This window comes from Ruoffia sp. FAM 26255 (assembly GCF_045528525.1).
In the GTDB taxonomy this organism is placed as follows: Bacteria; Bacillota; Bacilli; order Lactobacillales; family Aerococcaceae; genus Ruoffia; species Ruoffia tabacinasalis.
On the sequence record NZ_JBGQQX010000005.1, the window covers coordinates 21,530 to 47,956 of the forward strand.

The window sequence follows — 26,427 nt, forward strand, 5'->3', positions numbered from 1 at the left end:
TGTTAAAATATGTATAATTCCTCTAATTGAACATTAGAGTGTTAAAAAATATTTTCTATACAGTACCATAACTTAATTACTGTTATGTAAACATTGTATTTCAAAATGAAGGATTTGACTCAGAAAGGATACTTTATCATATGGAAGCTTTAAATAAGCCTCAAAATACGTTTATAAATAGTGCGACCATCAAAATCATTGCGATGGCTTCGATGTTAATTGATCACTTAGGTGCTTTCGTGCTCCTGCCCTGGTTGCAAGCGGGGAATGGTCAAGCTAATTTCGAAACATGGAACTCCGTGTACACCGCAAGTCGGGCAGTCGGTCGGCTCGCTTTTCCGTTATTCTGTTTTTTAATTGTCGAAGGCTTTCAGCATACAAGCGATGTGAAAAAGTATTTAAAACGTCTCGGTATCTTTGCGCTAATTTCTGAAATTCCTTTTGACTTAGCGAGATCGCATACATTCTTTGATTTTTCTGGACAGAATGTGATGTTCACCTTATTTAGTGGGCTGTTTGCTATTTGGTGTATAGAAAAATTTGAGCAACCCATTTACCGCTTTGTGGGGGTTGTGCTCTCCTTAGCATTTGTCTTCATCTTGGACACAGATTATTCTACTTTAGGCGTATCCGTCATTATTATTCTGTATGTCCTACGGGATTTTCGGTTATTCCAATCCCTTTTTGGTGCTTTTGCATTTATCGGCAGTTGGTTTGCGATGCCTGCTTTCATTATTACCTATTTTTACAATGGTTTAAAAGGAAATCTCAGCTCCAAAGCATTCTACTGGTTCTATCCAGTTCATCTATTACTTTATGCACTGATAGCATATTTATTATTATCTTAGGAGGAAAAATATGAAAATAAATTATCCTATTAATGGTACAGAAGAAGAAATCAAAGAAATTGAAAAAATTTACAAAGATTACCCTGAATTACCTTACATCTCACCAGAACGTAATCTAAGAAAATGGTTCCGTGATTTAGATTTAACAAGCGAAACGCGTGTACCCTTGCGCAATATGCAACGTACTGAAGAAGGCTTATTACCGGGAGATATCATCTTAATTTGGCGCATTTCTTTAGGGACATTCACAAACGAATCAGTGATGCCGAAATACTTTGAATATGATTACGGCATTAACGCTCACCAATCTTTAAAAGACTTAATCGAACACGGTTATGTGGTTCAAGAGTCGCCTTATGAATCAATGGATCACGTCACAGCCACTTTGTTGAAGAGCTTATTAAAAATGAAAAACGTTAAAGGCTATTCAAAATTAAATAAAACAGGCTTAGTGGAAGAAATCAAAAAGCATTATTCCAATAAAGAATTAGATGAACACTTCGATGTTCGCGGCATGCGTTTAACTGATTCTGGTAAAAAAGCTTTAGAAAACAATCAATTTGTGATTGATAAACATCCAACAAAACCAGGCTATTAAAAAGTTTTAGTGTTAGCGAGAGAAATCTTGCTGGCACTATTTTTTAGGTAGTTTTTTGGTGTACTTGAGCCAAATGGCAAAGTTATTTGGCTCGAGTTAGATCAACTAGAGACAAACCGCATCACCATTTGGCTTGAGTTAGTCCAACTAGAGACAAACCGCATCACCATTTGGCTTGAGTTGGACCAACTAGAGACAAACCGCATCACCATTTGGCTTGAGTTGGACCAACTAGAGACAAACCACATAACCATTTGGCTTGAGTTGCAATTTATTCTCTATCTATAAATTATCAGATAGAAAAACCCGTTCGAACCAAGATGAATCTCGGTTCGAACGGGTTTAATTTAGTATTGGGAATGAATTATTAAGCTTTGTTTGATGATCCAAACATATCCATTGTTTCTTTAGTTGTCGCAACAATTGCATCTTTACCAGGTGCGATTACTTTACGTGGATCATATACTTTATCATCCGTGTTTAATTTTTCACGAACAGCTTTTGTCCATTGTTGTTGTAATTCAGTGTTAACGTTAATTTTTGCATGTCCAAAGCTAATTGCTTTTTTAACTTGGTGTTCTGGAATTCCTGAACCACCGTGTAATACTAAAGGCATACCAGTTGCTTCAGAAATTTCTTCCATTTCTTTGAAGCCTAATTTTGGTTCGCCATCGTAAGTTCCGTGAACTGAACCTAATGCTGCTGCTAAAGCATCAACGTTAGCTTCTTGTACTAAACGTACACATTCAGCTAAATCAGCATAAGCAACTCCACCGATAACTCCGTCTTCTTCTCCACCAACAGTTCCAACTTCACCTTCAACTGAAGCACCGTGCTCGTGAGCATATTCAACAACTTGTTTTGTCATCGCAATATTGTCGTCGATTGGGTGATGAGATCCGTCAATCATTACTGATGAGAAACCAGAGTCAATTGCGTCTTTACATGTGTCAAATGAAGATCCGTGGTCTAAGTGTAGAGCAACTGGTACTGTAATGTCCATTGTTTCCATTAAAGCGTTAACCATTGCTGCAACAACTTTAGTTCCACCCATATATTTAGCTGCACCTTCTGATACACCTAAGATAATTGGTGAGTTGTTTTCTTTTGCAGCTGTTAATACAGCTTGAGTCCACTCAAGGTTGTTAATGTTGAATTGTCCTACAGCGTACCCTTCTTCTTTTGCTTTGTTTAACATATCTGTCATACTTACTAAACGAGTCATACTTAAAATTCCCCCTATAATGTTATTTTATACGTTTATTATACTCCAAAAACCGCGCTATTGCTAGTAAATAAGCAGATTGGCGCTATGGCTTGATTTGTAGGCATTTTAATTGAACTTTTTTCACTTATTCATTTAAGGGGTTAAATTTGATTAGAGATTATTTTGTCATTTTTGATGATTTGATAATATAAAATACTGGCGGTTGGTTTTATTTTCACTAAATATTAAAAAAAGTGCTTAGTTTATGACAGAGTGTTAGTAGAGGTACAGTAATATCAGGTCGACGGATCGCACATGATACCGTTGGAGCGAAGCGACTTACGGAATCAGTAGATCAGCGAGACGGAAGCTCAATCACAATATAACGCCGAAGTGATTAGCTAGAGTCGTGCCACTACGGTCACCGAAACTAACACTCTGGAATAAGCGGGATTACCATTATATTCTTTTCAATATTAGTCCCCAAAAACTTAAAAAGAATCTAGCTTTTCAACTAGATTCCTTTAATAAATTTTTATGCTTCAGCTAAGCGTTTGTTGTTTTTAACTGTTGACGTACTTGTGTCAATATCCACTTTATTGTCCAATGTTTTATAATTATTAGCCTTCAATTGAGGTAATGTAATCATGAAACCGAAACTGATAATGTACAGCCCCGCTAAGAAAAGCATTACTAAAGGTACACCTGACATATCTAAGATGTAACCAATGATGACTGATGAGAATCCCCCAACAGCACGTCCCACATTCAAGATTGTGTTATTCGCAATCGCACTGATTTTGTAAGAGTATAAGCGTGTAATAACCGCTCCGTAACCTGCGAACATCCCGTTCACAAAGAATCCAACGATAGCTCCACCGATTAAGATTGATGTTGAGCTATTAGCAAAAGTGAATAAATATACTGCCACAGCAGAACTTATTAAGAAGATTCCGTAAGCTAAGCGTGGGCCAATGCGGTCTAAGATTTGCCCGAAGACAAACATTCCGATACACATACCGATGATTGTTGCGATCATCCAAGTTGAAGAACCACTGACACTGACGCCAACATTTTGTTGCATCATTGTTGGTAACCAGTTCATCATACCGAAGTAACCGGCGATTTGAACAGTTGTCATAACCATTAAAACGATTGTTTGATACGATGTTTTTCGGTCTTTGAATAAATCTTTAATGCTACCTTGTGCTGATTCATCATCTTCATCTGAATAACTTTCAATATGTAATTCTTCTTCCTTAACTGTACGACTCACCCAAACTACGATTAAAATTGGAAGTAAACCGAATAGGAATAGTCCGCGCCACCCGAATATTGGAGCAATCAATCCTGCAAGTAGGGCTGAAGAAATGGAACCGATTTGCCCAACAATTCCGTTTAATGAACTGATGCGTCCCATTTTTTCACTTGGCACGATTCCGGCCATGATTGAGATCGCCACACCATATTCACCACCGACACCAATCCCGGCAATAAAGCGCATTGCATATAAGTAATAGATATTATTTGTAAAGAAGATTAATCCTGTGGCAATTGAAAAGATTAAAATTGTCCATTTAAAAACTTTTAGTTTGCTGTAACGGTCTGCTAAGATTCCAAATAAAATTCCTCCGAACAACATACCGAAGTTTGTAATAGTCGCAATCCACCCTGCTTGTGCTCCTGAGATACCTAATTGAGAAATGATTGTAGACATCGAAAAGGCTAGGAACATAACGTTTAAATCATCGGTTCCTGACGCGACAATGGCTGATAATAAAGCGTTACGTTGTGATTTGTTTAAGTTTTTCATTTTGTATAATCTCCTTTAATGAATGCTCTCGGCATTCTTTATTAAAATTGTTATAGATGACTATAGGGACAGAGTTTTCTATGCTTCAAATTGTTTTGACCATTTTGCTGGATCTTGATACCACTCGACTAACGTGTCATAGTAAGCTTTTAATTTCGGATCGCTGACAGCATATTCTACTAGTTCGCGGTAGTTTGTTAATGTTTCAAGTGAGTATTCAACTTCACTAAACGCTTTTTGTCCGCTTTCTAACATGTAGTTAAAGATTGCGGCGCAACCGATAATTTCACCTCCAGCCTGCTCTACTTTTGAAGCGGCGTCCAATACACTTCCACCTGTACTAATTAAATCTTCGACCATGACAACTTTGCTGCCTGGTTTAAGGTAGCCTTCGATGGCATTTTCCTTTCCATGGTCTTTCGCACTTGATCTGACGTAAATCATTGGTAGGTTTAAGAGATTAGCAACAAAGGCCGCATGCGGAATACCGGCAGTGGCAGTTCCGGCGATGACTTCAACGCCTTCAAATTGAGTTTTAATTAAATCTGCTAAAGCTTGTTCGATAAAGTCACGTGTTTCTGGGAAACTCATGATTAAACGATTGTCACAATAAATTGGGGCTTTGAGTCCACTTGCCCAAGTATAAGGTTGATCTGGTTTTAAATTTACTGCTTCAATCGCGAGTAATTTTTCTGCTACTTGTTCTGATACTGTCATGTTCAAATGATTCATTCCCCTTCTATTAATTTAATTCAGCTTGCCATTCTTTCAAGATATATCGATAGGCTTCTACCGGGTCAGGCGCTTGCGTGATCGGTCTTCCCACAACGATATAGTCACTGCCGTTTTTGGCTGCATCTCTAGGTGTCATAATCCGTGTTTGGTCGTCGTTTGATTTTGAAGTCAGACGAATGCCAGGTGTGATAGTTAGAAACTGGTTTGATGTTGCTTCTTTGATGATTGAAGCTTCTAAGGGCGAGCAAACAACGCCATCTAAGCCTGCATTTTGTGTGAGTATCGCATAATTTTGGACACTATCTTGAATCGGCCCTAATATCTTTTGTTCCTCATTCATTTGAGTTTGCGAAGTTGAGGTGAGTTGTGTCACTGCGATTAGTAAGGGTTTGTGATTATTCAAAGCCCCTTCCTCCAGGCCTTCTTTGGCTGCTTGCATCATTTTCAGTCCGCCACTGGCATGAACATTTACCATGTCTACACCACTTTGAGCGAGCACTTTCATGGCACTTTTGACCGTGTTTGGAATGTCATGTAATTTTAAATCTAGAAACACGCTGTGTCCTTCCTCTTTTAAGTAATGCACAAAATCCATCCCAGTTTTGTAAAATAGTTCCATGCCGACTTTTAAATTTAAAGATTCATTTTTAAATAGATTTAGAAAAGCGATGGCTGCCTCTTTAGTGGCGAAATCTAGCGCAATGATTGGTTTTTGTTTATCCATTGTCTCACCTTTCATTCATTATTTTTAATCGAGAGTACAAAAAAACGACCGATAACAGATCATGTTACCGGTCGTTTACGACGTGAAAGAGTGCATAACGATAGTGTTCCCCTTGCATTGTACAAAGTGGGTTCACTATTAATCTCTATAAAATGCCTATAAAGAAATCAGTTAGCAACACTTTCGCGTCTCACGGAACACGATTAAAGCTTTACTACTTTTATGGAATTATAGTGATTATTTACACCAATGTCAATTGTTATTTGCGATTGTTTTGATGTTCTAAACTTGCTTCAATAAAGCCTTTAAAAATTGGTTGTGGACGGTTTGGACGTGAAGTGAATTCTGGGTGGAATTGCGGTGCCACAAAGAATGGGTGGTCTTTCAATTCAATAATCTCAACTAACTTCCCGTCAGGACTCACACCTGAGAATGACATACCGTGTTCGCTTAAAGCTTCACGGTACTCATTATTGAATTCATAACGGTGACGGTGACGTTCTTCAATCATTTCGCTTCCGTCGTATAAGTCACGAACTAATGAGTTTTCTGATAATTTTGCAGGGTATAGACCTAGACGTAATGTTCCACCTAAAGTCATATCTTCTGTTTGATCTGCTAATAAGGCAATGATTTTATGTGGTGATTCTGGGTCTAATTCTGAAGAATGTGCCCCTTTTAAGCCAACAACATTACGTGCAAACTCAACGGTCGCTAATTGCATACCTAAACAAATACCAAAGAATGGCACTTCTTCTTCACGAGCATAACGAATGGCTTCAATCTTACCTTCAACACCACGTTCACCAAAGCCGCCTGGCACTAAGATACCATCAACATCTTTCAAGTAAGAATCTACGTTGTCCGCGTTAATATCTTCAGCATTAATCCAAGATAATTCGATATCACTATTGTGGTAGAATCCGGCATGTTTTAAGGCTTCTACTACTGATAGGTATGCGTCAGGTAATTCAACGTATTTACCAACTAAACCGATTTTTACTTTGTTTTCTAGATGTAGAACGCGTTGTTCTAATTCTCTCCAACCAGTCATATCTGCTTCAGGTAAATCAAGACCAAAGTAATCTAAGACTAATTGGTCCATTTTTTGCTCTTGTAAGCTTAATGGGATTGTATAAAGTGTTTCAACGTCTCGTGACTCAATCACCGCGTCCGTTGTTACATCACAGAATAGAGCTAATTTATCTTTAATACTTTGTGGTAATGCCTCTTCAGTTCTCACTACTAAAATGTTTGGCTGGATACCTAATGATCGTAATTCTTTCACACTATGTTGTGTAGGTTTCGTTTTTAATTCTCCTGCTGCTTTTAAGTAAGGAATTAAAGTTGTATGAATGTAAAGAACATTTTCGTGCCCGATTTCTGTACGCATTTGACGTAGTGCTTCAATAAACGGTAATCCTTCAATATCTCCAATTGTTCCACCGACTTCAGTGATAACAACGTCAGCGTCAGTTGTTTCTGCTGCACGCATAATTTTGTCTTTAATTTCGTTTGTCACGTGTGGTATAACTTGGACGGTTGCGCCATTATATTCACCTTGACGTTCTTTACGTAGAACTTCATCGTAGACTTTACCGGCTGTGACACTTGAGTATTCATTAACATTAATGTCGATAAATCGTTCATAATGGCCTAAATCTAAGTCAGTTTCTGCTCCATCATTTGTTACAAAAACCTCTCCATGTTGATATGGACTCATTGTACCTGGGTCAATGTTTAAGTATGGATCGAATTTTTGAATATTAACTTTCAATCCTCTGTTTTTAAGTAAACGTCCTAAAGACGCAGCGACGATACCTTTACCAATTGATGACACAACGCCACCTGTAACAAATATATATTTTGCCATTATTGTAAGCTCCTTTTTATATATTTTCGGGATATAAATAGAAAAGCCCCCTATTCCGATGGAATAGGGGTGCTAATTAAGTAGATTGACCTTCCTCTTGAAAGGTGCCCAATTTAGATAATACGATAACTTTGTCGTTTCGTCAATAAAAAATTTTAGTCTTCGTCTTCTTCCTCGAAATCTTCGTCTTCTTCATCTTCAAAATCGTCATCATCGATATCTTCATCAAAGTCATCGTCGTCTTCATCAAGTTCTAGATCATCGTCACCTAGTTCAGATAAATCACGTGCATAGACACCAAGTTCTTGGTTGTCGTCTTCGTCATCTTCTTCGTCTTTAACGATTGGAACAGCTTCTTCGACTTCATCTTCTTCATCGTCAAAGTCTTCTTCATCATCATAGATATCATCTAGATCTTCTGGATCATCATCGTTGTAGTCAATCATGTCGTCATTTTCGTCAAACGCATTTAGTTTGCGTTTTTTCTTGCGTCTGCGACGACGTGGTAAATCTTCATCATCAATTGAACTTACAATTTCTTCATCGATTGAATCGATGGGATACCAAGCGCGTAGTCCCCAACGGTTATCTCCTAATGAAATGAAGCGTCCATCAATATTGATGTCTGTATAAAAGCGTGTCATTTTCGCTTCCATCTCTTGTTCGCTTACATTTAAATAGTCTTGAATCGCAACCATTAATGCAGTGAAATCATACACATCACCTGTCTCTTCAAGGATTGCATGTGCAACTTCAATCGAAGAAAGTTCTTCAATATTTTCATTCTCAAATTGTTTTAAAATCAAAGCTTCCACTTCCTTCCTCGTATTCTAATATATTACCGATTTAATTACGATAATGCAATTGAAATTCATAGTCTCCGATCGGTTCTTCGTTAATTAATACTTGGTATTGAATCATTAACTTCACACCTGTTTCTGTTTCAGAAAATTGAACTTTTTCGGTCTCAACTGCTAATTCCCATACCCCTTGCGGTGTCATATAGGATGCATATGTTTGTTTAGATGGATTAAACGTTAATGTATATTGCGGTTGTTTAATCTCTGCTATCAGATGCCCTGCGTCACGTTGAGTATACCACTTTACTTCAATTGGAATATCTTCGCGGTCGACGTAGGAGATTTTTGAAAAAGTCTTTAAATCAACTAACTCTCCTTTAGTCTCTAACAACCATTCATCTTTATGAGCTTGCTTATGATAGCGAATCTTTTGATCAACTTCAAGATAAATATTTTTTCTCTGCACATTTTCACCACACAATCTATAGTTATTTACTATTATAATCGATTTTTTGTTATAATTATACATAACTATAAAATAATTACAAAATGAAGGAAGGTTTCTATGCTTTCAAATCAAGAATATATATCATCCCAACAATGGCTTGTATTTTCAGAACAAGATAATCCATCAAAAAGGGATCCAAACAGTGCACTCAGTTACCAAGACAGCTTCATCCGCTGGGTTCCAGCTCTAAACGATGACGCTCGTAAACCTTATGGTGTCGTACACTTCTATCCATTTGACTATCCAACTATCCTACTTGGGGCAAAAGATACTCGTCTGCCAGAACTGGGCAATGCGAATAATTATCTCGTTGACCTTGGATACACACTAGTTCAACGTCCTCATGGTGGCTTAGCTGTTGTTAATGACCCGGGTGTCATAAACTTTGGACTGGTGAGTGATAATCGTCATTTTGACTTATCGATTGATCATGCTTACGAGCAAATGGTTGCTTTAGTGGCGCAGTCCTTAGAGCCATTCGGCGTCAAAGTAGAAAGCTATGAAATTCCAGATTCTTATTGTCCTGGAAAATACGACTTAGTTGTCAACGGGAAAAAAATTGGTGGCATTGCGCAACGTCGCTTCAAATCTGGTGTCACAACGGCTGCTTACTTAAGTGTCAATGGTGACCAACAAGCACGCGCTGAATTACTCCAGGCTTATTACCGTACAGGTGAAGCGGGTAGTGACTATCCTTTAATCAATCCTAACTCAATGACAACGATTGAAGCAGTCATCGGTGAACCAATTCAAGTCGATGCATATCAAAAATTATTAATTTCAACGATGGAGAAATACGGTTCACTCACTCAAGGCGACTATGAAGACCCTGAATTAAAAGCTTTATACGAAAAAGCATTCGACAAGACAACCGCTCGGTCATACAAAATCCAATTTAATCAATTACCTTAAGGAGTTAATGATGGCTACTAATAATGATAAATATCAATTACAAATCTTGCCTCGAGAGAAAGTATTTCGCGATCCCGTTCATGACTACATTCATATTCAAGATTCGATTATCTTAAAGTTAATTGATACGGTCGAATTCCAACGTCTGCGTCGAATTCGTCAACTTGGGACGTCTTCTTACACCTTCCACGGTGCAGAGCATAGCCGTTTCAACCATTCTTTAGGTGTGTATGAGATTACACGTCGCATCATCAACAATTTCGTACGTAATTATCCTAGTCTCGAAGCCGGTGATGGCTTATGGGACGATAGTGAACGCCTTGTTGCCTTATGTGCGGCACTTCTGCATGATATTGGTCACGGGCCCTTCTCACATACGTTTGAAGGGATTTTCGATACCGACCATGAAGTAGTCACTCAAAAAATTATTATGTCACCAGATACTGAAATTAATCATGTATTGAAGTTAATGGGTGATGATTTTCCAGAAAAAGTTGCCAGCGTCATTAATAAAACTTACCCTAATCAGCAAGTCGTTCAATTAATTTCCAGTCAAATTGACGCTGACCGAATGGATTATTTAATTCGCGACGCCTATTATGCTGGCGTGAGTTACGGTGCTTTTGATATTACTCGAATTTTGCGTGTCATTCGGCCATTCAACAATCAAATTGTATTTGATTTCTCAGGGATGCACGCAGTTGAACACTATATTGTGAGTCGCTATCAAATGTATATGCAAGTGTATTTCCACCCCGTTTCACGCGGAATGGAAGAAGTGTTACGTAACTTACTTGCTCGTGCCAAATATTGTTACGACCAAAAACCGGAAACAATGAGACATTCCATTGATTTGTTGATTCCTTTCTTAGAAGGTGAATGGGATTTAGAAGACTATTTACGTCTAGATGACTACGTTTTAAGTAGTTATTTCTCACATTGGTTACTTGAAGATGACGACATATTGAAGGATTTAGCATACCGTTTCTTAAACCGGAAACCATTCAAGTCACTCTTATCGAGCGATGACCAGCGTGATGAATTAACGTCTTCAATTCAAAACGAAATGCTGGCAGAAGGCTATGACCCAGAATACTACTTTGGGGAAAATAGCTCCTTCGACTTGCCTTATGATTTCTATCGCCCTGACTCAACAAGTACGCGCACGCAAATTGATTTCTTAACAAAACAAAATCAAGTCGTCGAATTGTCACAAGTCAGCGCCTTAGTGCAATCGTTAACCGGAGTGCCGCGTGGTGAGCAACGCTTGTATTACCCACGTGAAGTCTTGCATACGATACTGAAAATCCCTGAAGCAGATTTAACCCCTGATCAGGAAAAAATAATCGCAGCTTATAATGAAGAAACGAATGATGTAACCTTTAATATTCAGCAGAGATTATTTTAGTTTTTATGGTTTGGGCTAAATGCTCATTTCCCCAGCAGTTTTGGTTGTATAACCGGAATTGTTGGGGATTTTTGTTTGTATTGGGGTGTGGGCGTGTCCCTGAGATTTTTTCAGGGACATTTTTTCGTATTTCGTGTCCCTGAGATTTTTTCAAGGACATTTTTTCGTGTTTCGTGTCCTTGAGATTTTCTCAGGGACAATTTTTCGTGTTTCGTGTCCTTGAGATTTTTTTCAGGGATGGTTTGGTGCCTTGATAATTTCTCAGGGATCCTTTTCGGCGTTTTGCATCCCTGAGATTTTCTCAAGGATGGTTTGGTGCCTTGAATATTTCTCAAGGATCCTTTTCGGTGTTTTGCATCCCTGAAATTTTCTCAAGGATGGTTTGGTGCCTTGAATATTTCTCAAGGACACATTTTACAACCCAAAATTCTCCCTATCAAAAAAAGATACGCCACAATGACGTATCCTAAATAATCTATGCTTGATTCAAGTAATCTAATGCGAATTCAACGTGGAAGGATGCCATGATTGGTAATACATCTTCATCTAAATTGAATTTCTCGTGATGCAAACCGTATGAAGTTTCTTCAGAGCTACTTACACCAACGCGGGCATATGTTCCTGGTATCTTTGTTAAGAAGTCCGCAAAGTCATCTGAGCCCATACTTGGCTGGCTTTGTTTGATGACGTTTGCTTCTCCAACAATTTTCGCTCCAGCACGTTGGGCACGTAATGTTGCATCCTCGTCATTAATGTTTGGAGCTGCAGCCGGATAGTTTTCAAACTCAATCGTTGCCCCAAATACTTTCGCAATATCATGAGCAGTTTCTTCTATCTTAGCTAAAAAATGTTCGCGTGTTTCATGACTTAATGTACGTAATGTCCCCTCGATTTTTGCATGATTGGAAACAATATTATAACGCGTACCTGAAGTGAATTTTCCAATTCCAATCACTGCTGGTTCTAAGGGATTCAGTAAGCGGGATACTAAGTTTTGTAATTCCGTTACAATATTTGCTCCGGCAGCTAAAGCATCAACGCCAGTATGTGGGCGGGCAACATGGGCACTTTTACCTGTGACATTGATTGTAAAGATATCACAAGATGCCATGGTAGGACCTGACACTGCTTGAATGGTACCGACTGGTAAGGCTGGTTCTACATGCATACCAAACACTTGACCTACGCCGTCCAAAAGTCCACTGTCGATAAATTGATACGCCCCGCTCCCAATTTCTTCTGCTTGTTGGAAAGCTACTACAATAGTCCCCGCAAACTGTTCACGGTGTGTTGCCAAATAAGCAACCGCACCAAGCAGTCCTGAATTGTGAGCATCATGACCACACGCATGCATAATGCCTTCGTTTAATGATGGGTAATCATGACTTGTCGCTTCTGTGATTTCTAAAGCATCAATATCCGCACGCAGTAACACTTTTCGCTCGCGTTGGTTGGCAGTCGCATCATTCTTTGTTCCTGTAATCGTCCCTAAAGTTCCTGTTTCACCGACTTTTTCAAAAGGAACATTGAGATCCGTAAGTATTTCTTGGATTTTCTCAGCTGTTTTAAATTCTTTTAAACTAGGTTCTGGGTGTTGATGGAAATGACGACGCCATGTTACGATTTGTTCTTTATTTGCTTGAATTTCTGGAATAACTTGTACCAATTTAGTTCCTACTTTCTATTGCCTTTATTACTTAGTTTCTACTCTGCCACTTCTGTGACCGTTTGATTCTCGATATCAACGTCGTATTCTCTGAATACTGGGATTAATGAACCGTCACTTGATTCTTTAATAATTTCTGCGATTTCATCTGTTTGGAATAACTCAACGATTTTTAAATATAATGGGTTGTCTTTGTCTTCTTCACGGGCTGCAATCACATTAATATACATCGGATTCACATTATCTAAATTATGAGCATCCGCGAAAATCGCATCTGAAACTTTAAGTCCTGCGTCTGAAGCAAAACCAGTATTAATAATCGCTGCATCAACATCTTGCAGTACAACTGCAGCCATCGCTGGGTCTAATAATTCAAACTCTAAATCTTTCGGATTATCTAAAATATCTTTCTCTTCTGGGAAAATACCCGCCGCTTCATCAACATCAATTAAGCCCGCAATTTCTAAGGCTTGAAGCGCGCGTCCATAAGTTGATGGATCGTTTGAAATCGCAATAATTCCGCCATCTGGTATATCTTCCACTGACGAATGTTTATCAGAATATAAACCTAAAGGTGTAATTAACGTATTCCCAATCGGTGTGATTGTGCCATTATTTTCATCATTCCATGAAAATAGAAACGAATACCCTTGAGTTGCGTTTAAATCTAATGAACCGTTTTGTAAGGCTTCATTTGGTTGATTGTAATCTGAGAATAGCACAAGCTCAATTTCGATACCTTCTTGTTCTAGCGCATTTTCAACGACAACATCCCAATAGTCATAAGCATTTGAACTGGCTAAACCTATCGTTACTTTCTCACCTTCAAATTCCTCTTGGGCAGAAGCTTGCATCGGTAAAAAGCTTGCGATAGTAATGATTGCTAAGAATGAATATAATAATTTTTTCATTACGGACCTCCATTTTTTATTAAAAAAAGCGCAAGTAAAGTCTACAACCACTTTCTTCATTGTAGCTTACTTACGCTTTAAGTTTGTTTCTTTTAGAGTGTTTGACTATTCAGCTGATTCTTCGGACTCAGCTTCTTCTGATTCAGATGATTCTGAGCCTTCTTCGCCTTCTTCAGTCCATGCTGGAACATCTCCACCGTTACTTGCTTCAGCTAATTTTTCAGCGACTTCGTCTGTTTGGTATAATTCTACGACTTTAGCAAATAATTCGTTGTCTGCGTTGTCACCATTTACTGCGATAACGTTTTTGTAATCATCTGGTAAGTCTGCAGGATTTTCAGCATCTAGGAAAATAGCATCCTCAACACTTAAACCAGCGTCTAAAGCAAATGTGTTGTTAATAACTGCTGCATCCACATCTGGTAAAGCTTGCGCAATTTGTGCCGCTTCTAATTCTTCAAATTGAATATTTAATGGGTTATCAGTTACGTCCGCAACTGTTGGTAAGATTCCTGCTTCATCATCCACTTCAATTAAGCCGGCTAATTCTAAGCCTAATAATGCACGACCACCGTTTGTTGGGTCATTAGGAATTGCGATCACTGCGTCTTCTGGAATCTCTTCAATTGAAGTAATTGATTCAGAATACACTCCTAATGGTGTAACATATGAGAAACCTAAGGCTTCAAGGTTACCATCATTTGCTTCATTCCATTCGTTTAAGAAAGCCACGTGTTGGAAAGCATTTAAATCTGTTGATCCGTCTTGTAAAGCAACGTTTGGTTGAACATAATCTGTAAATAATACTAATTCAAGTTCAATACCTTCTTGTTCTAAGGCCTGTTCCGCAACAAATTCCCAAACTTGTTCTTCTGCTTCACTTACAACTCCAACGGTTACTGCTTCGCCTTCGAATTCACCTTGGGCTTGAACTGCTGAAGTTGCCCCAACTAAAACGCTACCTGCTAACGATAATACACCTAATGATTTCAAGAATTTTTTCATAATAAATCTCTCCTTTTTTTATGTTTATTCAGTATCTTCTTCTGTTGATTCTTCACTTGATTCTTCAGTTGACTCTTCTGATCCATCTGTACTTTCTGCTGGTTCATAGCCTTCCCATGCTGGAATGCTTCCGCCGTTACTTGATTCTAGGATGACTTCTGCTACGTCGGCTGTTTGGTAAAGTTCTACGATTTTCAATAGTAATGGACTTTCAGCATCTTCAGAACGAGCTGCAATGATATTTCGGTAAGTATCACTTAATTCTTCTGGTGTGTCAGTATCCACGAAGATAGCATCTTCAGTGACTGATAAACCTGCGTCTTCTGCGTGACCTGTGTTAATAATCGCTGCTGCAACATCTGGTAGAGATTGTGGGATTTGAGCTGCGTCTAATTCGATAATTTCAAGGTTTAATGGGTTCTCAGTAATATCATCAATCGTTGGTAATACGCCAACAGCGTCATCTACTTCGATTAATCCAGCAATTTCTAAGGCTAGTAAAGCACGCCCACCGTTGGTTGGGTCATTAGGAACTGCGATGCTGTCGCCATCCACAATTTCTTCTACCGATGTAATTTTATCTGAGTATAAGCCCATTGGTGTAACTAATGTAAAGCCTAAGTTTACTAGATCTTCGTCATTTGCTTCGTTCCAGTTTTCTAAAAAGGCAACGTGTTGGAAGGCGTTTAAATCTAGAGAGCCATTTGCTAAAGCTTCGTTCGGTTGGTTATAATCAGTTAAAAGTGTCACATCAATCTCGATACCTTCTTGCTCTAAAGCTTTGTCGGCAACATAGCCCCAAACTTCTGCACCATTATCTCCTACAACACCAACGTTAACTTGCTCGCCTTCAAATTCTCCGGTACTTTCTTGTGCAAATGCCACTTGAGTAGCTGGCGCTAGAATGAGTGAACTTGTCAGGGCAACTTTTCCTAACTTCTTAAGTAATTTTAACATAGCACTTTTCTCCTTTTGTCTTTGACTATTCAGCATCTTCTTCCGTTGTCTCTTCGCTACTTTCTTCTTCACTTGTTTCTTCGCTGCTTGCGTCTTCAGCATTTTCTCCAATCACTGGCGCATTTTCCCAGGCTGGTTTATCACCATTGTTAGTTGTGTCATATAGAGCTTGAGCGACTTCTTCAGATTGGTAGTACTCAACAATTTGTAAATATAGGGCATTGTCTTGATTTTCTTCAAGAGCTGCGATGACATTTCGGTAAGCTTCATTTAATTCTTCTGGATAATCCGCGTCAACGAAGATAGCTTCATCTAAGCTCAGTCCGGCATCTGTCGCAAAGTTTAGGTTAATAAACGCTGCCGCTACATCTGGTAATGATAAAGCTAATTGAGCTGCGTCTAGTTCTTCAAACTCTAAGTTTAATGGGTTATCTGTAATATCATTGACTGTTGCTAAAGGTCCAACTTCATCATCTACTTCAATGACACCGGCTAGTTCTAAGCCAAGTAAAGCACGTCCACCATTGGTTGGATCATTTGGAATAGCAATTGTATCGCCTTCTTGTAAGTCATCTAAAGATTCAATGTTTTCAGAGTAAGCACCCATTGGCGAAACAAAGGTATAACCAATGCCAGTTAGACTTCCGTCATTTGCTTCATTCCAGTCATCTAAAAAGGCAACGTGTTGGAAGGCATTTAAGTCTAGCGAACCGTCTTGTAATGCAATGTTTGGTTGAACATAGTCACTGAATAAAACTAAATCGACCGTGATTCCATCGGCTTCTGCCTTCTCAACAACGACATTCCAGACTTCTTCTGAAGGCCCAGGAACAATCCCAACTGATACTTCTTCACCTTCAAATTCACTTTGTGCTTGTACTGGAGCACTTGCACCTACTAATAAACTTGCTGCTAATCCGACAACACTTAAACTTTTTAACCATTTTCTCATTTTTATCTCTCCTTGTTCATTGATATATTGACCGTTCTATTATTTGACATTTTAATTACTTTCGACATAAAATAAACTACAAAAAAAACTCCCATCCTATGAAAAGGACGAGAGTATAAACTTCGTGTTACCACCTTAATTTGTCATTTCATCACTGAAATAACCTCTACCAGTACATTTGTTTAAATAATATTAACTATATACTGTGGCATCTCTAACGGGTGCATCCGTTCATCCTTATTGCGTTACGCATTCAGAATGACCGCTCAGTAGCCATTTTCAACCGATCGTCACTTACTCACTTTCACCAAACGTGAGCTCTCTAAAAAGTTTGATTGATTTACTTTCCACATCAAAGCGTTTTATTTATCTGTTGAAACTATAATAGTACACAAATTTTACTTTGTCAAACATTTTATTAAAAAATATGTTAGACTTAAGAATATTATTAGAGGAGTTGATGAGAATGGATTATAAAAACATTAATAAACACTTACTAAACACGTCGGAGAATCTCATCCGACTTTTTAACGATCAAATCAGTCATATTGAAGGATTGTTATTTTTCAACGTTGGCGAACCAGATTTTCCGACCCCGGAAAATATTAAACAAGCAGCCATAAAATCAATCAATGCCGATCAAAGTTTCTATGCCCATTCTCGTGGTGTGTATGAATTGCGTGAGGCGATTCACCGTTACTTAAATCGTAAATATGATTTGGATTACTCACCGGATGATCAAATTATCGTTACAGCAGGTGCGACCCAAGCATTATATTTGGCGGTAACTGGCTTAGTGAATCCAGGCGACGAAGTCTTAGTCGTCGACCCGAACTATGTTATCTATAATACACAAATTTCTTTATCAGGCGCAAAAGCTGTAGCCATCGACGTTAGCTCAACTCAATTTAAGCTGACACCTGAATTGTTAGAAGAAGCCATTACAGATAAGACAAAGGCTTTGCTTTTAAATCACCCGACAAACCCTACGGGAGTTACTTATACTCATGATGAAATTGAAGCCTTAGCTGAAGTCATTAAAAAACATCAAATTTATGTCATTTCAGATGAAGTGTATTCAGAATTTAGTTACGGATCTAAGCATACATCGATGGCAAAATTTGCACCTGAATTAACTTTATTAATTAATGGAACGTCAAAATCCCATGCGATGACCGGATGGCGCTCTGCCTTCTTAGCGGGACCTGCAGAATTAATTAACTCAATCTACCCGTTGCATCAATCAGTTCTAACTGCCATTAGTACCCAAATTCAATATGCTAGTATCGAAGCTTATGATAATAGCGACGCCGAAATTCAACTCATGTTAGAAGACTATCAAGCACGCCGTGACTTTCTTATTGAAGGTTTAAGTGAATTGGAATATGACTTCATTGTTCCTGAAGGCGCATTTTATCTTTTCAGTAAAATTCCAGCTTGGTATGAAGAAGACGATTACCAATTCTGTCTAGATTTAGCCCATGAAGTTAAAATTGGTGTCACGCCTGCTCAAATTTTTGGTGAAGCTGGTCGCGGACACTTTAGAATCAGTTATGTTTCAAGTATGGCCAATTTAAAAATATTACTCGAACAACTTAAAGCCTTCGAAACGTCTTATAAAGAAAAGAAAGCATAGGAATAGCAAAAGCACTCAACGCGGGTTGAGTGCTTTTTTGTGATTTTGATTAAACTAGGATTCGTTTTAGATTCGAATGATCGATTAGTGCTAATCAAGCATTCGTTTTAGATTCGAGTGATCGATTAGTGCTAATCAAGCATTCGTATTAGATTCGAGTGATCGATTAGTGCTAATCAAGCATTCGTTTCAGATTCGAGTGATCGATTAGTGCTAATCAAGCATTCGTTTCAAATTCGAGTGATCGATTAGACGAATATACTGGTCCAATAATCGTGGACAACTCCAAACAAACTAATTTCATTCGTGGACTCCAGTTATTTCTGTCATAATAAACGCAGACACGGTGCGTCCATGACCTTGGAGTCAAATCTTACTTTTCAATTTGTTCAATCGTTTCTTTTGGAACTGACCCATTACCTTTCAATGACCCAACCATCATATAGAATCGCTCCGGCAAGGCTAAGTCAGAAATATCTTCCACATGTAAGGTAACAGCATCCTCTTCGCCTGCTTTTAATTTCTGCATTAAATCTGGCTCGACAATCGCTGCTGACCCCATCGCAAGAATATCTACATAATTCAAAGCTTCGAGCAACTTATCTGGACTCGTTAAGTCCCCTGCTCCAATGAGTAATGTACGATCCGCTAATAATTCGCGGACAACTTCATTAATTACTTCCCCTTTATGCTCACCGAGACGGGCTTTGTTTTTAAAGCCATTGGGTCCAAATTGAGACACATGAATATAATCCACACCCAAATCAGCTACTTGGTCAATTAAATATAAAGCGTCATCAAGGTTATAGCCGACGATCTCGCCATGAATTTCTTCCGGACTTATACGGTAACCTATGATGAAATCATCTTTAGCGTGTTCATTTGCTACTTTTTGAACGGCTTTAACTACAGCTAAAGGAAAGGCTGCTCGTTTCTCTCGATTTCCACCCCACTCATCCTCACGTTCGTTCGATAATTCTGAGAAGAATTGTTGAATTAAATAATGATTCGCCCCATGAACTTCTACACCATCAAAACCTGCTTCGATCGCACGTTTAGTAGCATCTGAAAAGTACTGTACAAATTCATAAACTTCTTCGTTTGTCATACCAGTGACTGGATAATCTAAGAAAACAAAGTCTTTTGTACTAGGTCCATACACTTTTTCTTCATCTTGATAGGAATACTTAGCTTGGCGACCTGGATGAAAAATCTGAAGCATTGCTTTTGCACCCTGTGCTTTCATAGTACTGGCTAATTTCTTCATACCAGGTATGTGCGCATCTGATTGGATGCCTAAACCATAACCAAAAGCATTACCAAATGGTCCTACATTCGCTGCTCCAGTTAATAATAAGGCTCCTGTTTGACTGCGACGTTCAAAATATTTTAGATCATCTTCACCGACAAAGCCGTCGTAAGTTGACCCTTCTGCCACCATTGGTGCCATCGCAAATCGCGATGAAAGCTGACTGCCATTAGGAAGGTTTACAGCTTGGAATAGTCTTTCATATTGCTGATTCATTAAATTTAGATTCCTCCTTTAGGGATCGCTTTATATTTTATTGAACATTTTCGCGAGGTGTTTGTATGAATTTAAGCGTTCTTTCTCACCATGAATTGGTGCATAAACCATTAATTCATCGATACCTAATAATTGTTGTTCTTCCTCTAAGATAGATTGAACTTTCTCAGGTGTTCCTTTAATTATGAAGCGTTTATCATAATGATTATTTAAGAAATTTAATTCTTGTTCAGAAAATTTATAATCTTTCAGCTCTTCGGGACTGACATTTTTAATCATACGTCCGCGTGACAAGGCCAATTGTGATAGTTCCATAGGTTTAGCCAAGTAATCAGCTTCTTCTTGTGTATCAGCCACGACAATTAAGTAACTGACCATCACAGATGGTTTTTCAAAGAAACAGCTCGCTTGAAACTCATTGCGGTACTGTTTGAATACTTCAGGGTCTGTTTCTAAACCAAAGAATTTCGCAAAACTATAGCCTAAGCCCATTTCTCCCGCTTTACTCGCAGATTGACCAGAAGATCCTAACATCCATGGCTGCGTTAAAGTTGATGTTCCTTGTGGCATCGCGTTCGTTCTTCCGTAATAGCCATCTGCTTGTTGGTCTGATAAGTAATCCAGAATAATTTCAATCTTGTCGTATTGATCATCAAAAGAGTTAGGTTTACCTTGTGCCAGTGCAACAATTTCATTCGGACCACTTCCGGGTGCACGTCCGAGTCCAATATCAATGCGGTCGGGAGCTAATGCTGTTAAGGTTTTGAAGTTTTCTGCTATTTTCAACGGTGAGTAGTGCATAATCATTGTCCCACCCGTACCTAAGCGGATTTTTGACGTCACCGCAGACATATAAGCTGCCAATAATTCTGGTGATGAACTTGCGTGGGTCGGTGAGTTATGATGCTCTGCAAACCAATAGCGTTTGTAATTTAACTTTTCTATCTCTTGAACAAAGCGCTTTGTTCGCTCAAATGCTGCCTCAGGGGTTTCTCCGTCATTTAATGTTACTAAATCGTGTACGCCTAATTCCATATATAAATCGTCCTCTCATATTGAATATTCTTATCTTCATTGTAACAAGTGAATAGATAAAAATATTGTTATATGCTTTAAATTTAAGGAAATTCTCCTTTGTACTAGGTAGTTATTTTACAATTAGGTGGTTTCATTATATGATTACTTAGATGATACTAACAAAAGGAGTGATTAGATGGCTGGGCATTCAAAATGGAAAAATATACAAAAACGAAAAAATGCACAAGATTCTAAAAAAGGTAAAATCTTCCAAAAGCTATCCCGTGAAATTTATGTAGCTGCAAAAAACGGTGGCGATCCAGATATGAATCCTTCACTGCGTCTCGTACTTGATAAAGCAAAAAGTGCGAATATGCCAAATGATAACGTTGAGCGAGCAATTAAGCGCGCAACGGATTCAGCTGATGGCGCAAACTATGATGAAGTTGTTTATGAAGGTTATGGACCGGGCGGAATTGGGGTCTTAGTTTATGGACTAACAGATAACCATAACCGTACAGGAACTAATATCCGTACAGCTTTTAATCATAATGGTGGTAATTTAGGTGAGAAAGGTTCTGTCGCTTTTCAATTTGAACGTAAAGGTTATATTGCAATTGAACGTGAAGGTTTAGAAGACGACGAAGATACTTTAATGATGAATATTCTTGAAGCGGGAGCCGAAGATATGGAAATGTCAGAAGATGTTGTTGAAGTTTACACAGCTCCAACTGATTTTACTGCTGTTCGTGATGCTTTAGCTGAAAACTACACTTTAGCTCAATCTGAATTAACGATGAAACCAAATATTTCTGTGCCACTTGATGAGGCACTTGTAGAAGATTTTGAAGCTATGATCGATATTATTGAAGATGACGATGATGTCACAGATGTTTATCATAACGCAGAGTATTAATAATTTTTAAATTATCAGGCCAGTGAGGTGCGCATGCATGTTGCTGGCCTATTTCTTTACTCATTTTTAATGAATAATTGCACATTTATCCATATCAATAGCAGTCTACTTCGATTAGCTTTATACTTTTATAAAGCTATTTGAAAGAGGTGTTTGTAATGGAAACTTACTTTAAAATCAAAAGAGGGAAATTAGCTACAGCTATTTTCTTAATTATCGGCTTAGTCTTTACTTGGAATGGAGCCACATTTTCTCTTGTCCTTTTCCCGATGCTCGGCCAAGACAACTTTGATAATCAGTTAAGTATCATTGCGTTTATCCCCCTGATTTTTTTAATTATTGGACTCATTCTTTTGGGTTACTCGATTTATTCAATCGTCAACGCAACGTATATCACGGCTAGTGAGGATACAATTCAATATCACAAGGAGACTTATGATGTTAGTCGTATTCATCGTTTTGTCTATCGTTCTCGCTTTATTCGAAGAAAACGCGGAAATGATCATACTGAAGAAATCGTCATCGAAGGTGAAGATGGTGCGATGATTATGAATATTACGAATAAAAACATGCGGACTAAGAAAGTCCTAGAATTAATCAGGGAACATTATCCAAATATTCCCCTCATTACGGAATAAAATTTACGAACTAATCGACAATTTCGCCTTTGTGTCTATTATCTCGAATTAGAGGTTTACATTCATTCAAACACCCTTTATAATATAAAAAGTAAGTTAATTATTTAGAAATAGAGGAGAATTTATTTATTATGGCAGAATTTAAAAATGTAATCAAAAACCGTCGCTCAATCTACGCTTTAGGTACAAACAGCGAGTATTCAATCGAAGAAATCGTTGCAACAATCCGTGAAACTCAAAAAGATGTTCCTTCAGCTTTCAACAGCCAAACATCACGTTTAGTTGTTTTAACTGGTGAAGCAAACACTAAACTTTGGAACTTAATCTTAGATGTTCAAAAAGAAGTTTTAGACCAAGCAACTTGGGACTTCATGTCACCAATTATGGAAGGGGCAAAAAACGGTATCGGTACAGTATTATTCTTCGAAGACCGCGATGCAGTAGCTAAAATGCCTACTCAAGGTCAACGTACTGAAGCTTACAAACAAAACAACTCAGCTAACTCACAATACGCTACTTGGTTAGCATTAGCTGAAATGAACTTAGGTGGATCACTACAACACTTTAACGTAGGCTACGAACAAGGATTTGACAAAGGAATCCGTGAACTATTCGCCCTACCAGAATCATACGAATTAGTGGCTCAAATGCCATTTGGTTCAGTTGAACAAGTTGCTGGCGAAAAAGAATATATCGATTCAGAAGTACAAGTTCAATTAATTAAATAATTTAAACAACAAACCCCCATCATTCTGTACTGCCCCCAAAAAGTTAGATGTTTAATCCAACTTTTTGGGGTCACTACATTTCTGTCAGGGGGCTTTTATTTATTTGATTTCTCCTGTTTCTGCGTCGAAATCAGAGCGACCATATCGTCGCTCTTGATAAACCGCATCGAAATATAATTCAATCATCTCTCTCTTTCGGAAAAATATAAAGATAAAAAACAAGACCAATAATAATAGCTGGTAGAAGAGCAAAATAAGCATTTTGACCGAATTCAATGAGTACAATTTTTAGGATATCACTAAGATCTCTGCTTAGTATATTTGAATACTCATTTCCATTCCTTATTACTCTGATAAATAGCGTCAGTCCAAAGATAATACAATAACTGACAAAAGAATATTTCAAGCTTTTTGCAAACCGATTATCTTCTGTTTGCTCTTCAATCATTAGGACTTCTAAAGGAACTTGAAGAACCTCTGAGATTTTCACCATGTTTTTTTTGCTTGGATAACCTTTACCTAACTCCCATTTTGATATAGATTTGTCACTAACCTCTAGTAATTCAGCCAAGTCTTCTTGAGTCATTTCGTTTTGTTGACGGTACATCTTCAACTTTAAACTTAATACGTTTTTTCACTTTTCATTTTTCATCCTCCTAGTTCATTTATTTTTGATGAAAAAAGACTAAAATTGAAGGAAATTTCATAAAATAGAATTCTATTTTGTAAAAACTTATTTTTTCTAATAGGTTTTACTTAATTACATTTTTGACAAACTCGCTAGTTAGTAAAATTCCTGGATTTAAAGCTAATCAAAATAAAATAATTCTTCGAATTTTTTATCTAAAGCAATACATAAAATTAGTGCGAGTTTTGCTGTAGGGTTAAATTGACCTGTCTCAATGGCACTAATCGTTTGCCGAGAAACCCCAACTAATTGAGCTAATTCTTCTTGCGTTAAATTCCATTCTGCTCTGGCAATTTTTAACCGATTTTTTAATATTAAGTGTTCATTTTTAGTCGTAATTAGTAAACTCCATAACTACTCAATAAAGAAGCAAAGCCTAATATAACACCTATTGAAGCCATAATTCCACTGATCAAGTAAAGTTTTTTATCGCGTATTTCAAAGTATTGATAAAATGATACGGCTGCTGATTGAGCTAGTAAAACTACAACAAGATCTGTAGCTGTTTCGTTAAAAGTAGCTCTTAAAAAAATAAGAAGTAACATGACAACTGATACGCCCATCCAACCTATACGGAAAGCTTTTGTATTAATTTCTTCTTCTCTTTCATCAGTTTTTTCTTGTTGAGCTTTTTTTAAAATATCTTCTTTTTTCATCTCTTACTCCCCCCTTGAATTATATAGATTATAACCTTTCAAAAGGGTTTTGTAAAGTTTTATTGTCATAATGTAAAGTTTTATTGTCTTTTTTGATGAGTTTTACTTAATTCTTATTGTGTCAAACTCAGTTTCAGTAGGTATGCAAACCCCAAACCATAATAAAAACCCCATTAGACTTTTTGGGGTCACTACATTCAGTTGATGGGGGTTTTTACTTACGCTAGTCTGCTGAGTGACTTACGTAAAATATATAATGCGAATATAAATGTCATAACTTCAACAATTATCACCGTGAGCCACACGCCGATAAGGTTAAACCACAAGGCCATCACAAGTAGCACCGGAATGATTAAAATAAAACCACGCAGTGCCGATAAGATGAGCGAAGATCTCGCTTGATTGATCGCTGCCAAATAATAAATCACAACAAAATTCATTCCCGTAAATAAGAATGACATAAAGTATAATGGAATCCCTTGAAGCGCAATCAGTGCCATCTCTTGATTTTGTTCACTATTAAAAATTGCTACTAACCCGCCTGGGAAAAAGAAACCTATTCCAAAAATGATCAAACTAAGGAATACCGCCGCAATGAGCGCAAGTTTTAACACATGTTTTAATTCTTTCGAATTTCCTTGTCCTAAGAACTTACTTGCTAGTGGTTGAAAACCTTGACCTAAGCCTGTAAATAAAGCAATTACTATAATATTAATGTTGGCAATAATTGCATAGGCTGATACAGCAATATTTCCAACCAATCTTAATAATACAATATTAAATAAAAACATCACGACGGCTGAAGAAAACTCGTTAAAGAATGAAGAAAATCCCAGACTTACAATATCTTTAAGTTTCTTGATTTGCATACTTACTTTATTAAAGTGCAAGTGATGAGCAACCCTGCGCCAGTGTAAAGTTGCCACTAAAATCGACGTTATTGGTGAGAACACTGTCGCCATTGCCGCTCCTTTTAACTCCATTTGTAAAGGGAATATAAAGATGTAGTCTAGTACGATATTCACTAAGCCTCCAGTTAACATCGCAAACATCGCAAGACGTGGATTATTATCATTTCTTAAAAATGAAATAAAAACAAAATTGACCATAAACAGTGGTGAAAAGAACATCAATATATCATAATAGCTTTTCGCGAGAGGGTACGTCCCTTCATTCGCACCTAAAAATTGCAAAATGGGTTCCGAGAACAGACTCGTCATCGCCGCAAATACAATTGCAGCACTAATTGTAAACATAAAAGTCATATTAAATAAACGGTTCGCATCAGTAAATTGCTTCTTACCAAGGGCAATCGCAAATAAAGTTGCCCCACCTATTCCAAACATCCAACCAATCCCATTAAATACATTAACTATTGGTAATACAATATTTAAAGCTGCTATACCCCGTGAACCGACACCATTTGCGATAAAGAATGTATCCGCAAAGATAAACAGCGATTGTCCCATCATACTTACCATCGCTAAGGAAACATAGTGCATAAACTGCTTTCGCGTCCTTGACGCTTGATTACTCAGACCGACCAAATTCATTTCCTCCTCAAACAAAAAAGACCCCCTCCCTTTTGTTTCTAAGACCTACACAAAAGGAAAAGAGCCTACTATTTCATCCGGTGATAAAATAATTGCTTTGCTTTAATTACAAGCATTGTAGCAACTTAACATTTTAAAGTCAAACCTCTCTGA

At 37.8% G+C, this 26,427-nt stretch carries 26 protein-coding genes and 1 other annotated feature; of the genes, 8 read left to right on the top strand and 18 right to left on the bottom strand.

Annotated features, from left to right (window positions below):
- The first annotated feature begins 140 nt into the window (after positions 1–140).
- Both ACEN31_RS01790 and ACEN31_RS01795 read left to right on the top strand, forming a co-directional pair.
- Positions 141–848: a TraX family protein gene (locus ACEN31_RS01790; protein ID WP_338487114.1), complete on the top strand. Its 708-nt coding sequence runs from the start codon at positions 141–143 to the stop codon at positions 846–848.
- A 10-nt stretch (positions 849–858) separates the two neighbouring features.
- Entirely contained in the window at positions 859–1,446 is a 588-nt protein-coding gene (locus tag ACEN31_RS01795) for a hypothetical protein (RefSeq protein ID WP_407089070.1), read from the top strand.
- Positions 1,447–1,813: 367 nt separating this feature from the next.
- Here ACEN31_RS01795 and fba read toward each other — a convergent pair whose 3' ends face one another.
- The 7 genes from fba to ACEN31_RS01830 form a co-directional block, all read right to left on the bottom strand.
- A complete protein-coding gene (gene fba / locus ACEN31_RS01800) occupies positions 1,814–2,671 on the bottom strand; it encodes a class II fructose-1,6-bisphosphate aldolase (RefSeq protein ID WP_407108436.1) in 858 nt (285 codons plus the stop codon).
- Positions 2,672–3,188: 517 nt separating this feature from the next.
- On the bottom strand, positions 3,189–4,466 hold the full coding sequence (locus tag ACEN31_RS01805) for an MFS transporter (RefSeq protein WP_407089065.1): 1,278 nt from the start codon (positions 4,464–4,466) through the stop codon (positions 3,189–3,191).
- Between the two features lie 78 nt (positions 4,467–4,544).
- The gene (gene pyrE, locus ACEN31_RS01810) at positions 4,545–5,183 is read right to left on the bottom strand and encodes an orotate phosphoribosyltransferase (protein WP_338487104.1); all 639 of its coding nucleotides are present in this window, start codon (positions 5,181–5,183) and stop codon (positions 4,545–4,547) included.
- A 25-nt stretch (positions 5,184–5,208) separates the two neighbouring features.
- Positions 5,209–5,925 carry an orotidine-5'-phosphate decarboxylase gene (gene pyrF, locus ACEN31_RS01815; RefSeq protein ID WP_407094615.1) on the bottom strand — a complete coding sequence of 239 codons (717 nt, stop codon included), beginning with the start codon at positions 5,923–5,925 and terminating at the stop codon, positions 5,209–5,211.
- Between the two features lie 259 nt (positions 5,926–6,184).
- Positions 6,185–7,798: a CTP synthase gene (locus ACEN31_RS01820; protein ID WP_407094614.1), complete on the bottom strand. Its 1,614-nt coding sequence runs from the start codon at positions 7,796–7,798 to the stop codon at positions 6,185–6,187.
- 155 nt (positions 7,799–7,953) lie between these two features.
- Positions 7,954–8,604, bottom strand: coding sequence for a DNA-directed RNA polymerase subunit delta (gene rpoE / locus ACEN31_RS01825; RefSeq protein ID WP_407108472.1), 651 nt, complete (start codon positions 8,602–8,604; stop codon positions 7,954–7,956).
- A 40-nt stretch (positions 8,605–8,644) separates the two neighbouring features.
- The gene (locus tag ACEN31_RS01830; protein WP_407108438.1) at positions 8,645–9,064 is read right to left on the bottom strand and encodes a DUF1934 family protein; all 420 of its coding nucleotides are present in this window, start codon (positions 9,062–9,064) and stop codon (positions 8,645–8,647) included.
- Positions 9,065–9,163: 99 nt separating this feature from the next.
- Here ACEN31_RS01830 and ACEN31_RS01835 point away from each other — a divergent pair, with 99 nt between their 5' ends.
- Both ACEN31_RS01835 and ACEN31_RS01840 read left to right on the top strand, forming a co-directional pair.
- Entirely contained in the window at positions 9,164–10,018 is an 855-nt protein-coding gene (locus ACEN31_RS01835; protein ID WP_407108440.1) for a biotin/lipoate A/B protein ligase family protein, read from the top strand.
- Positions 10,019–10,028: 10 nt separating this feature from the next.
- Positions 10,029–11,426, top strand: coding sequence for an HD domain-containing protein (locus ACEN31_RS01840; RefSeq protein WP_407108441.1), 1,398 nt, complete (start codon positions 10,029–10,031; stop codon positions 11,424–11,426).
- 475 nt (positions 11,427–11,901) lie between these two features.
- Here ACEN31_RS01840 and ACEN31_RS01845 read toward each other — a convergent pair whose 3' ends face one another.
- The 5 genes from ACEN31_RS01845 to ACEN31_RS01865 all read right to left on the bottom strand — a co-directional run bounded on the left by ACEN31_RS01845 (position 11,902) and on the right by ACEN31_RS01865 (position 16,917).
- Positions 11,902–13,092, bottom strand: a complete 1,191-nt coding sequence (locus tag ACEN31_RS01845; RefSeq protein WP_407108443.1) for a M20 family metallopeptidase — start codon at positions 13,090–13,092, stop codon at positions 11,902–11,904.
- A gap of 38 nt (positions 13,093–13,130) precedes the next feature.
- The gene (locus ACEN31_RS01850; protein ID WP_407108444.1) at positions 13,131–14,003 is read right to left on the bottom strand and encodes a MetQ/NlpA family ABC transporter substrate-binding protein; all 873 of its coding nucleotides are present in this window, start codon (positions 14,001–14,003) and stop codon (positions 13,131–13,133) included.
- A 105-nt stretch (positions 14,004–14,108) separates the two neighbouring features.
- Complete coding sequence (locus ACEN31_RS01855) at positions 14,109–15,008, bottom strand: MetQ/NlpA family ABC transporter substrate-binding protein (RefSeq protein WP_407108445.1); 900 nt, start codon at positions 15,006–15,008, stop codon at positions 14,109–14,111.
- 24 nt (positions 15,009–15,032) lie between these two features.
- Entirely contained in the window at positions 15,033–16,037 is a 1,005-nt protein-coding gene (locus tag ACEN31_RS01860; protein ID WP_407108446.1) for a MetQ/NlpA family ABC transporter substrate-binding protein, read from the bottom strand.
- On the bottom strand, positions 15,991–16,917 hold the full coding sequence (locus ACEN31_RS01865) for a MetQ/NlpA family ABC transporter substrate-binding protein (protein WP_407108447.1): 927 nt from the start codon (positions 16,915–16,917) through the stop codon (positions 15,991–15,993). The genes ACEN31_RS01860 and ACEN31_RS01865 overlap by 47 nt, the downstream gene beginning before the upstream one ends.
- A gap of 100 nt (positions 16,918–17,017) precedes the next feature.
- Positions 17,018–17,282: a binding site (T-box leader), on the bottom strand.
- A 101-nt stretch (positions 17,283–17,383) separates the two neighbouring features.
- On the opposite strand from ACEN31_RS01865, the gene ACEN31_RS01870 reads away from it, so the two are divergent.
- Positions 17,384–18,553: an aminotransferase class I/II-fold pyridoxal phosphate-dependent enzyme gene (locus ACEN31_RS01870; RefSeq protein ID WP_407108449.1), complete on the top strand. Its 1,170-nt coding sequence runs from the start codon at positions 17,384–17,386 to the stop codon at positions 18,551–18,553.
- A gap of 373 nt (positions 18,554–18,926) precedes the next feature.
- Here the strand turns inward: ACEN31_RS01870 and ACEN31_RS01875 are convergent, their stop codons facing one another.
- On the bottom strand, positions 18,927–20,078 hold the full coding sequence (locus ACEN31_RS01875; RefSeq protein ID WP_407108450.1) for an NADH-dependent flavin oxidoreductase: 1,152 nt from the start codon (positions 20,076–20,078) through the stop codon (positions 18,927–18,929).
- Positions 20,079–20,108: 30 nt separating this feature from the next.
- Entirely contained in the window at positions 20,109–21,113 is a 1,005-nt protein-coding gene (locus tag ACEN31_RS01880; RefSeq protein WP_407108452.1) for an LLM class flavin-dependent oxidoreductase, read from the bottom strand.
- A gap of 178 nt (positions 21,114–21,291) precedes the next feature.
- Here ACEN31_RS01880 and ACEN31_RS01885 point away from each other — a divergent pair, with 178 nt between their 5' ends.
- The 3 genes from ACEN31_RS01885 to ACEN31_RS01895 all read left to right on the top strand — a co-directional run bounded on the left by ACEN31_RS01885 (position 21,292) and on the right by ACEN31_RS01895 (position 23,377).
- Entirely contained in the window at positions 21,292–22,011 is a 720-nt protein-coding gene (locus ACEN31_RS01885; protein WP_407089039.1) for a YebC/PmpR family DNA-binding transcriptional regulator, read from the top strand.
- 158 nt (positions 22,012–22,169) lie between these two features.
- Entirely contained in the window at positions 22,170–22,649 is a 480-nt protein-coding gene (locus tag ACEN31_RS01890; RefSeq protein ID WP_197104225.1) for a hypothetical protein, read from the top strand.
- Positions 22,650–22,780: 131 nt separating this feature from the next.
- Entirely contained in the window at positions 22,781–23,377 is a 597-nt protein-coding gene (locus ACEN31_RS01895; protein ID WP_407108453.1) for a nitroreductase family protein, read from the top strand.
- Between the two features lie 178 nt (positions 23,378–23,555).
- Here ACEN31_RS01895 and ACEN31_RS01900 read toward each other — a convergent pair whose 3' ends face one another.
- From ACEN31_RS01900 to ACEN31_RS01915, 4 genes are all read right to left on the bottom strand, one after another.
- Positions 23,556–23,990 (bottom strand): helix-turn-helix transcriptional regulator, encoded by a 435-nt coding sequence (locus ACEN31_RS01900; RefSeq protein ID WP_407108455.1) that lies wholly within the window; start codon positions 23,988–23,990, stop codon positions 23,556–23,558.
- A gap of 195 nt (positions 23,991–24,185) precedes the next feature.
- A complete protein-coding gene (locus ACEN31_RS01905) occupies positions 24,186–24,404 on the bottom strand; it encodes a helix-turn-helix transcriptional regulator (RefSeq protein ID WP_407108474.1) in 219 nt (72 codons plus the stop codon).
- The gene (locus ACEN31_RS01910) at positions 24,404–24,721 is read right to left on the bottom strand and encodes a DUF6442 family protein (protein WP_407108456.1); all 318 of its coding nucleotides are present in this window, start codon (positions 24,719–24,721) and stop codon (positions 24,404–24,406) included. The genes ACEN31_RS01905 and ACEN31_RS01910 overlap by 1 nt, the downstream gene beginning before the upstream one ends.
- 218 nt (positions 24,722–24,939) lie before the next feature.
- Positions 24,940–26,268: an MATE family efflux transporter gene (locus tag ACEN31_RS01915; protein ID WP_407108457.1), complete on the bottom strand. Its 1,329-nt coding sequence runs from the start codon at positions 26,266–26,268 to the stop codon at positions 24,940–24,942.
- Positions 26,269–26,427 lie beyond the last annotated feature (159 nt).

Bases quoted from the DNA above. Each gene is read 5' to 3' on its own strand.
- ACEN31_RS01910 (WP_407108456.1), bottom strand. From the start codon at position 24,721: ATGAAAAAAGAAGATATTTTAAAAAAAGCTCAACAAGAAAAAACTGAT.
- ACEN31_RS01795 (WP_407089070.1), top strand. From the start codon at position 859: ATGAAAATAAATTATCCTATTAATGGTACAGAAGAAGAAATCAAAGAA.
- ACEN31_RS01875 (WP_407108450.1), bottom strand. From the start codon at position 20,078: ATGAATCAGCAATATGAAAGACTATTCCAAGCTGTAAACCTTCCTAAT.
- ACEN31_RS01840 (WP_407108441.1), top strand. From the start codon at position 10,029: ATGGCTACTAATAATGATAAATATCAATTACAAATCTTGCCTCGAGAG.
- ACEN31_RS01885 (WP_407089039.1), top strand. From the start codon at position 21,292: ATGGCTGGGCATTCAAAATGGAAAAATATACAAAAACGAAAAAATGCA.
- fba (WP_407108436.1), bottom strand. From the start codon at position 2,671: ATGACTCGTTTAGTAAGTATGACAGATATGTTAAACAAAGCAAAAGAA.
- pyrF (WP_407094615.1), bottom strand. From the start codon at position 5,925: ATGGATAAACAAAAACCAATCATTGCGCTAGATTTCGCCACTAAAGAG.
- ACEN31_RS01805 (WP_407089065.1), bottom strand. From the start codon at position 4,466: ATGAAAAACTTAAACAAATCACAACGTAACGCTTTATTATCAGCCATT.
- ACEN31_RS01895 (WP_407108453.1), top strand. From the start codon at position 22,781: ATGGCAGAATTTAAAAATGTAATCAAAAACCGTCGCTCAATCTACGCT.
- ACEN31_RS01790 (WP_338487114.1), top strand. From the start codon at position 141: ATGGAAGCTTTAAATAAGCCTCAAAATACGTTTATAAATAGTGCGACC.
- ACEN31_RS01835 (WP_407108440.1), top strand. From the start codon at position 9,164: ATGCTTTCAAATCAAGAATATATATCATCCCAACAATGGCTTGTATTT.
- ACEN31_RS01890 (WP_197104225.1), top strand. From the start codon at position 22,170: ATGGAAACTTACTTTAAAATCAAAAGAGGGAAATTAGCTACAGCTATT.
- pyrE (WP_338487104.1), bottom strand. From the start codon at position 5,183: ATGACAGTATCAGAACAAGTAGCAGAAAAATTACTCGCGATTGAAGCA.
- ACEN31_RS01820 (WP_407094614.1), bottom strand. From the start codon at position 7,798: ATGGCAAAATATATATTTGTTACAGGTGGCGTTGTGTCATCAATTGGT.
- ACEN31_RS01855 (WP_407108445.1), bottom strand. From the start codon at position 15,008: ATGAAAAAATTCTTGAAATCATTAGGTGTATTATCGTTAGCAGGTAGC.
- ACEN31_RS01865 (WP_407108447.1), bottom strand. From the start codon at position 16,917: ATGAGAAAATGGTTAAAAAGTTTAAGTGTTGTCGGATTAGCAGCAAGT.
- ACEN31_RS01850 (WP_407108444.1), bottom strand. From the start codon at position 14,003: ATGAAAAAATTATTATATTCATTCTTAGCAATCATTACTATCGCAAGC.
- ACEN31_RS01880 (WP_407108452.1), bottom strand. From the start codon at position 21,113: ATGGAATTAGGCGTACACGATTTAGTAACATTAAATGACGGAGAAACC.
- ACEN31_RS01870 (WP_407108449.1), top strand. From the start codon at position 17,384: ATGGATTATAAAAACATTAATAAACACTTACTAAACACGTCGGAGAAT.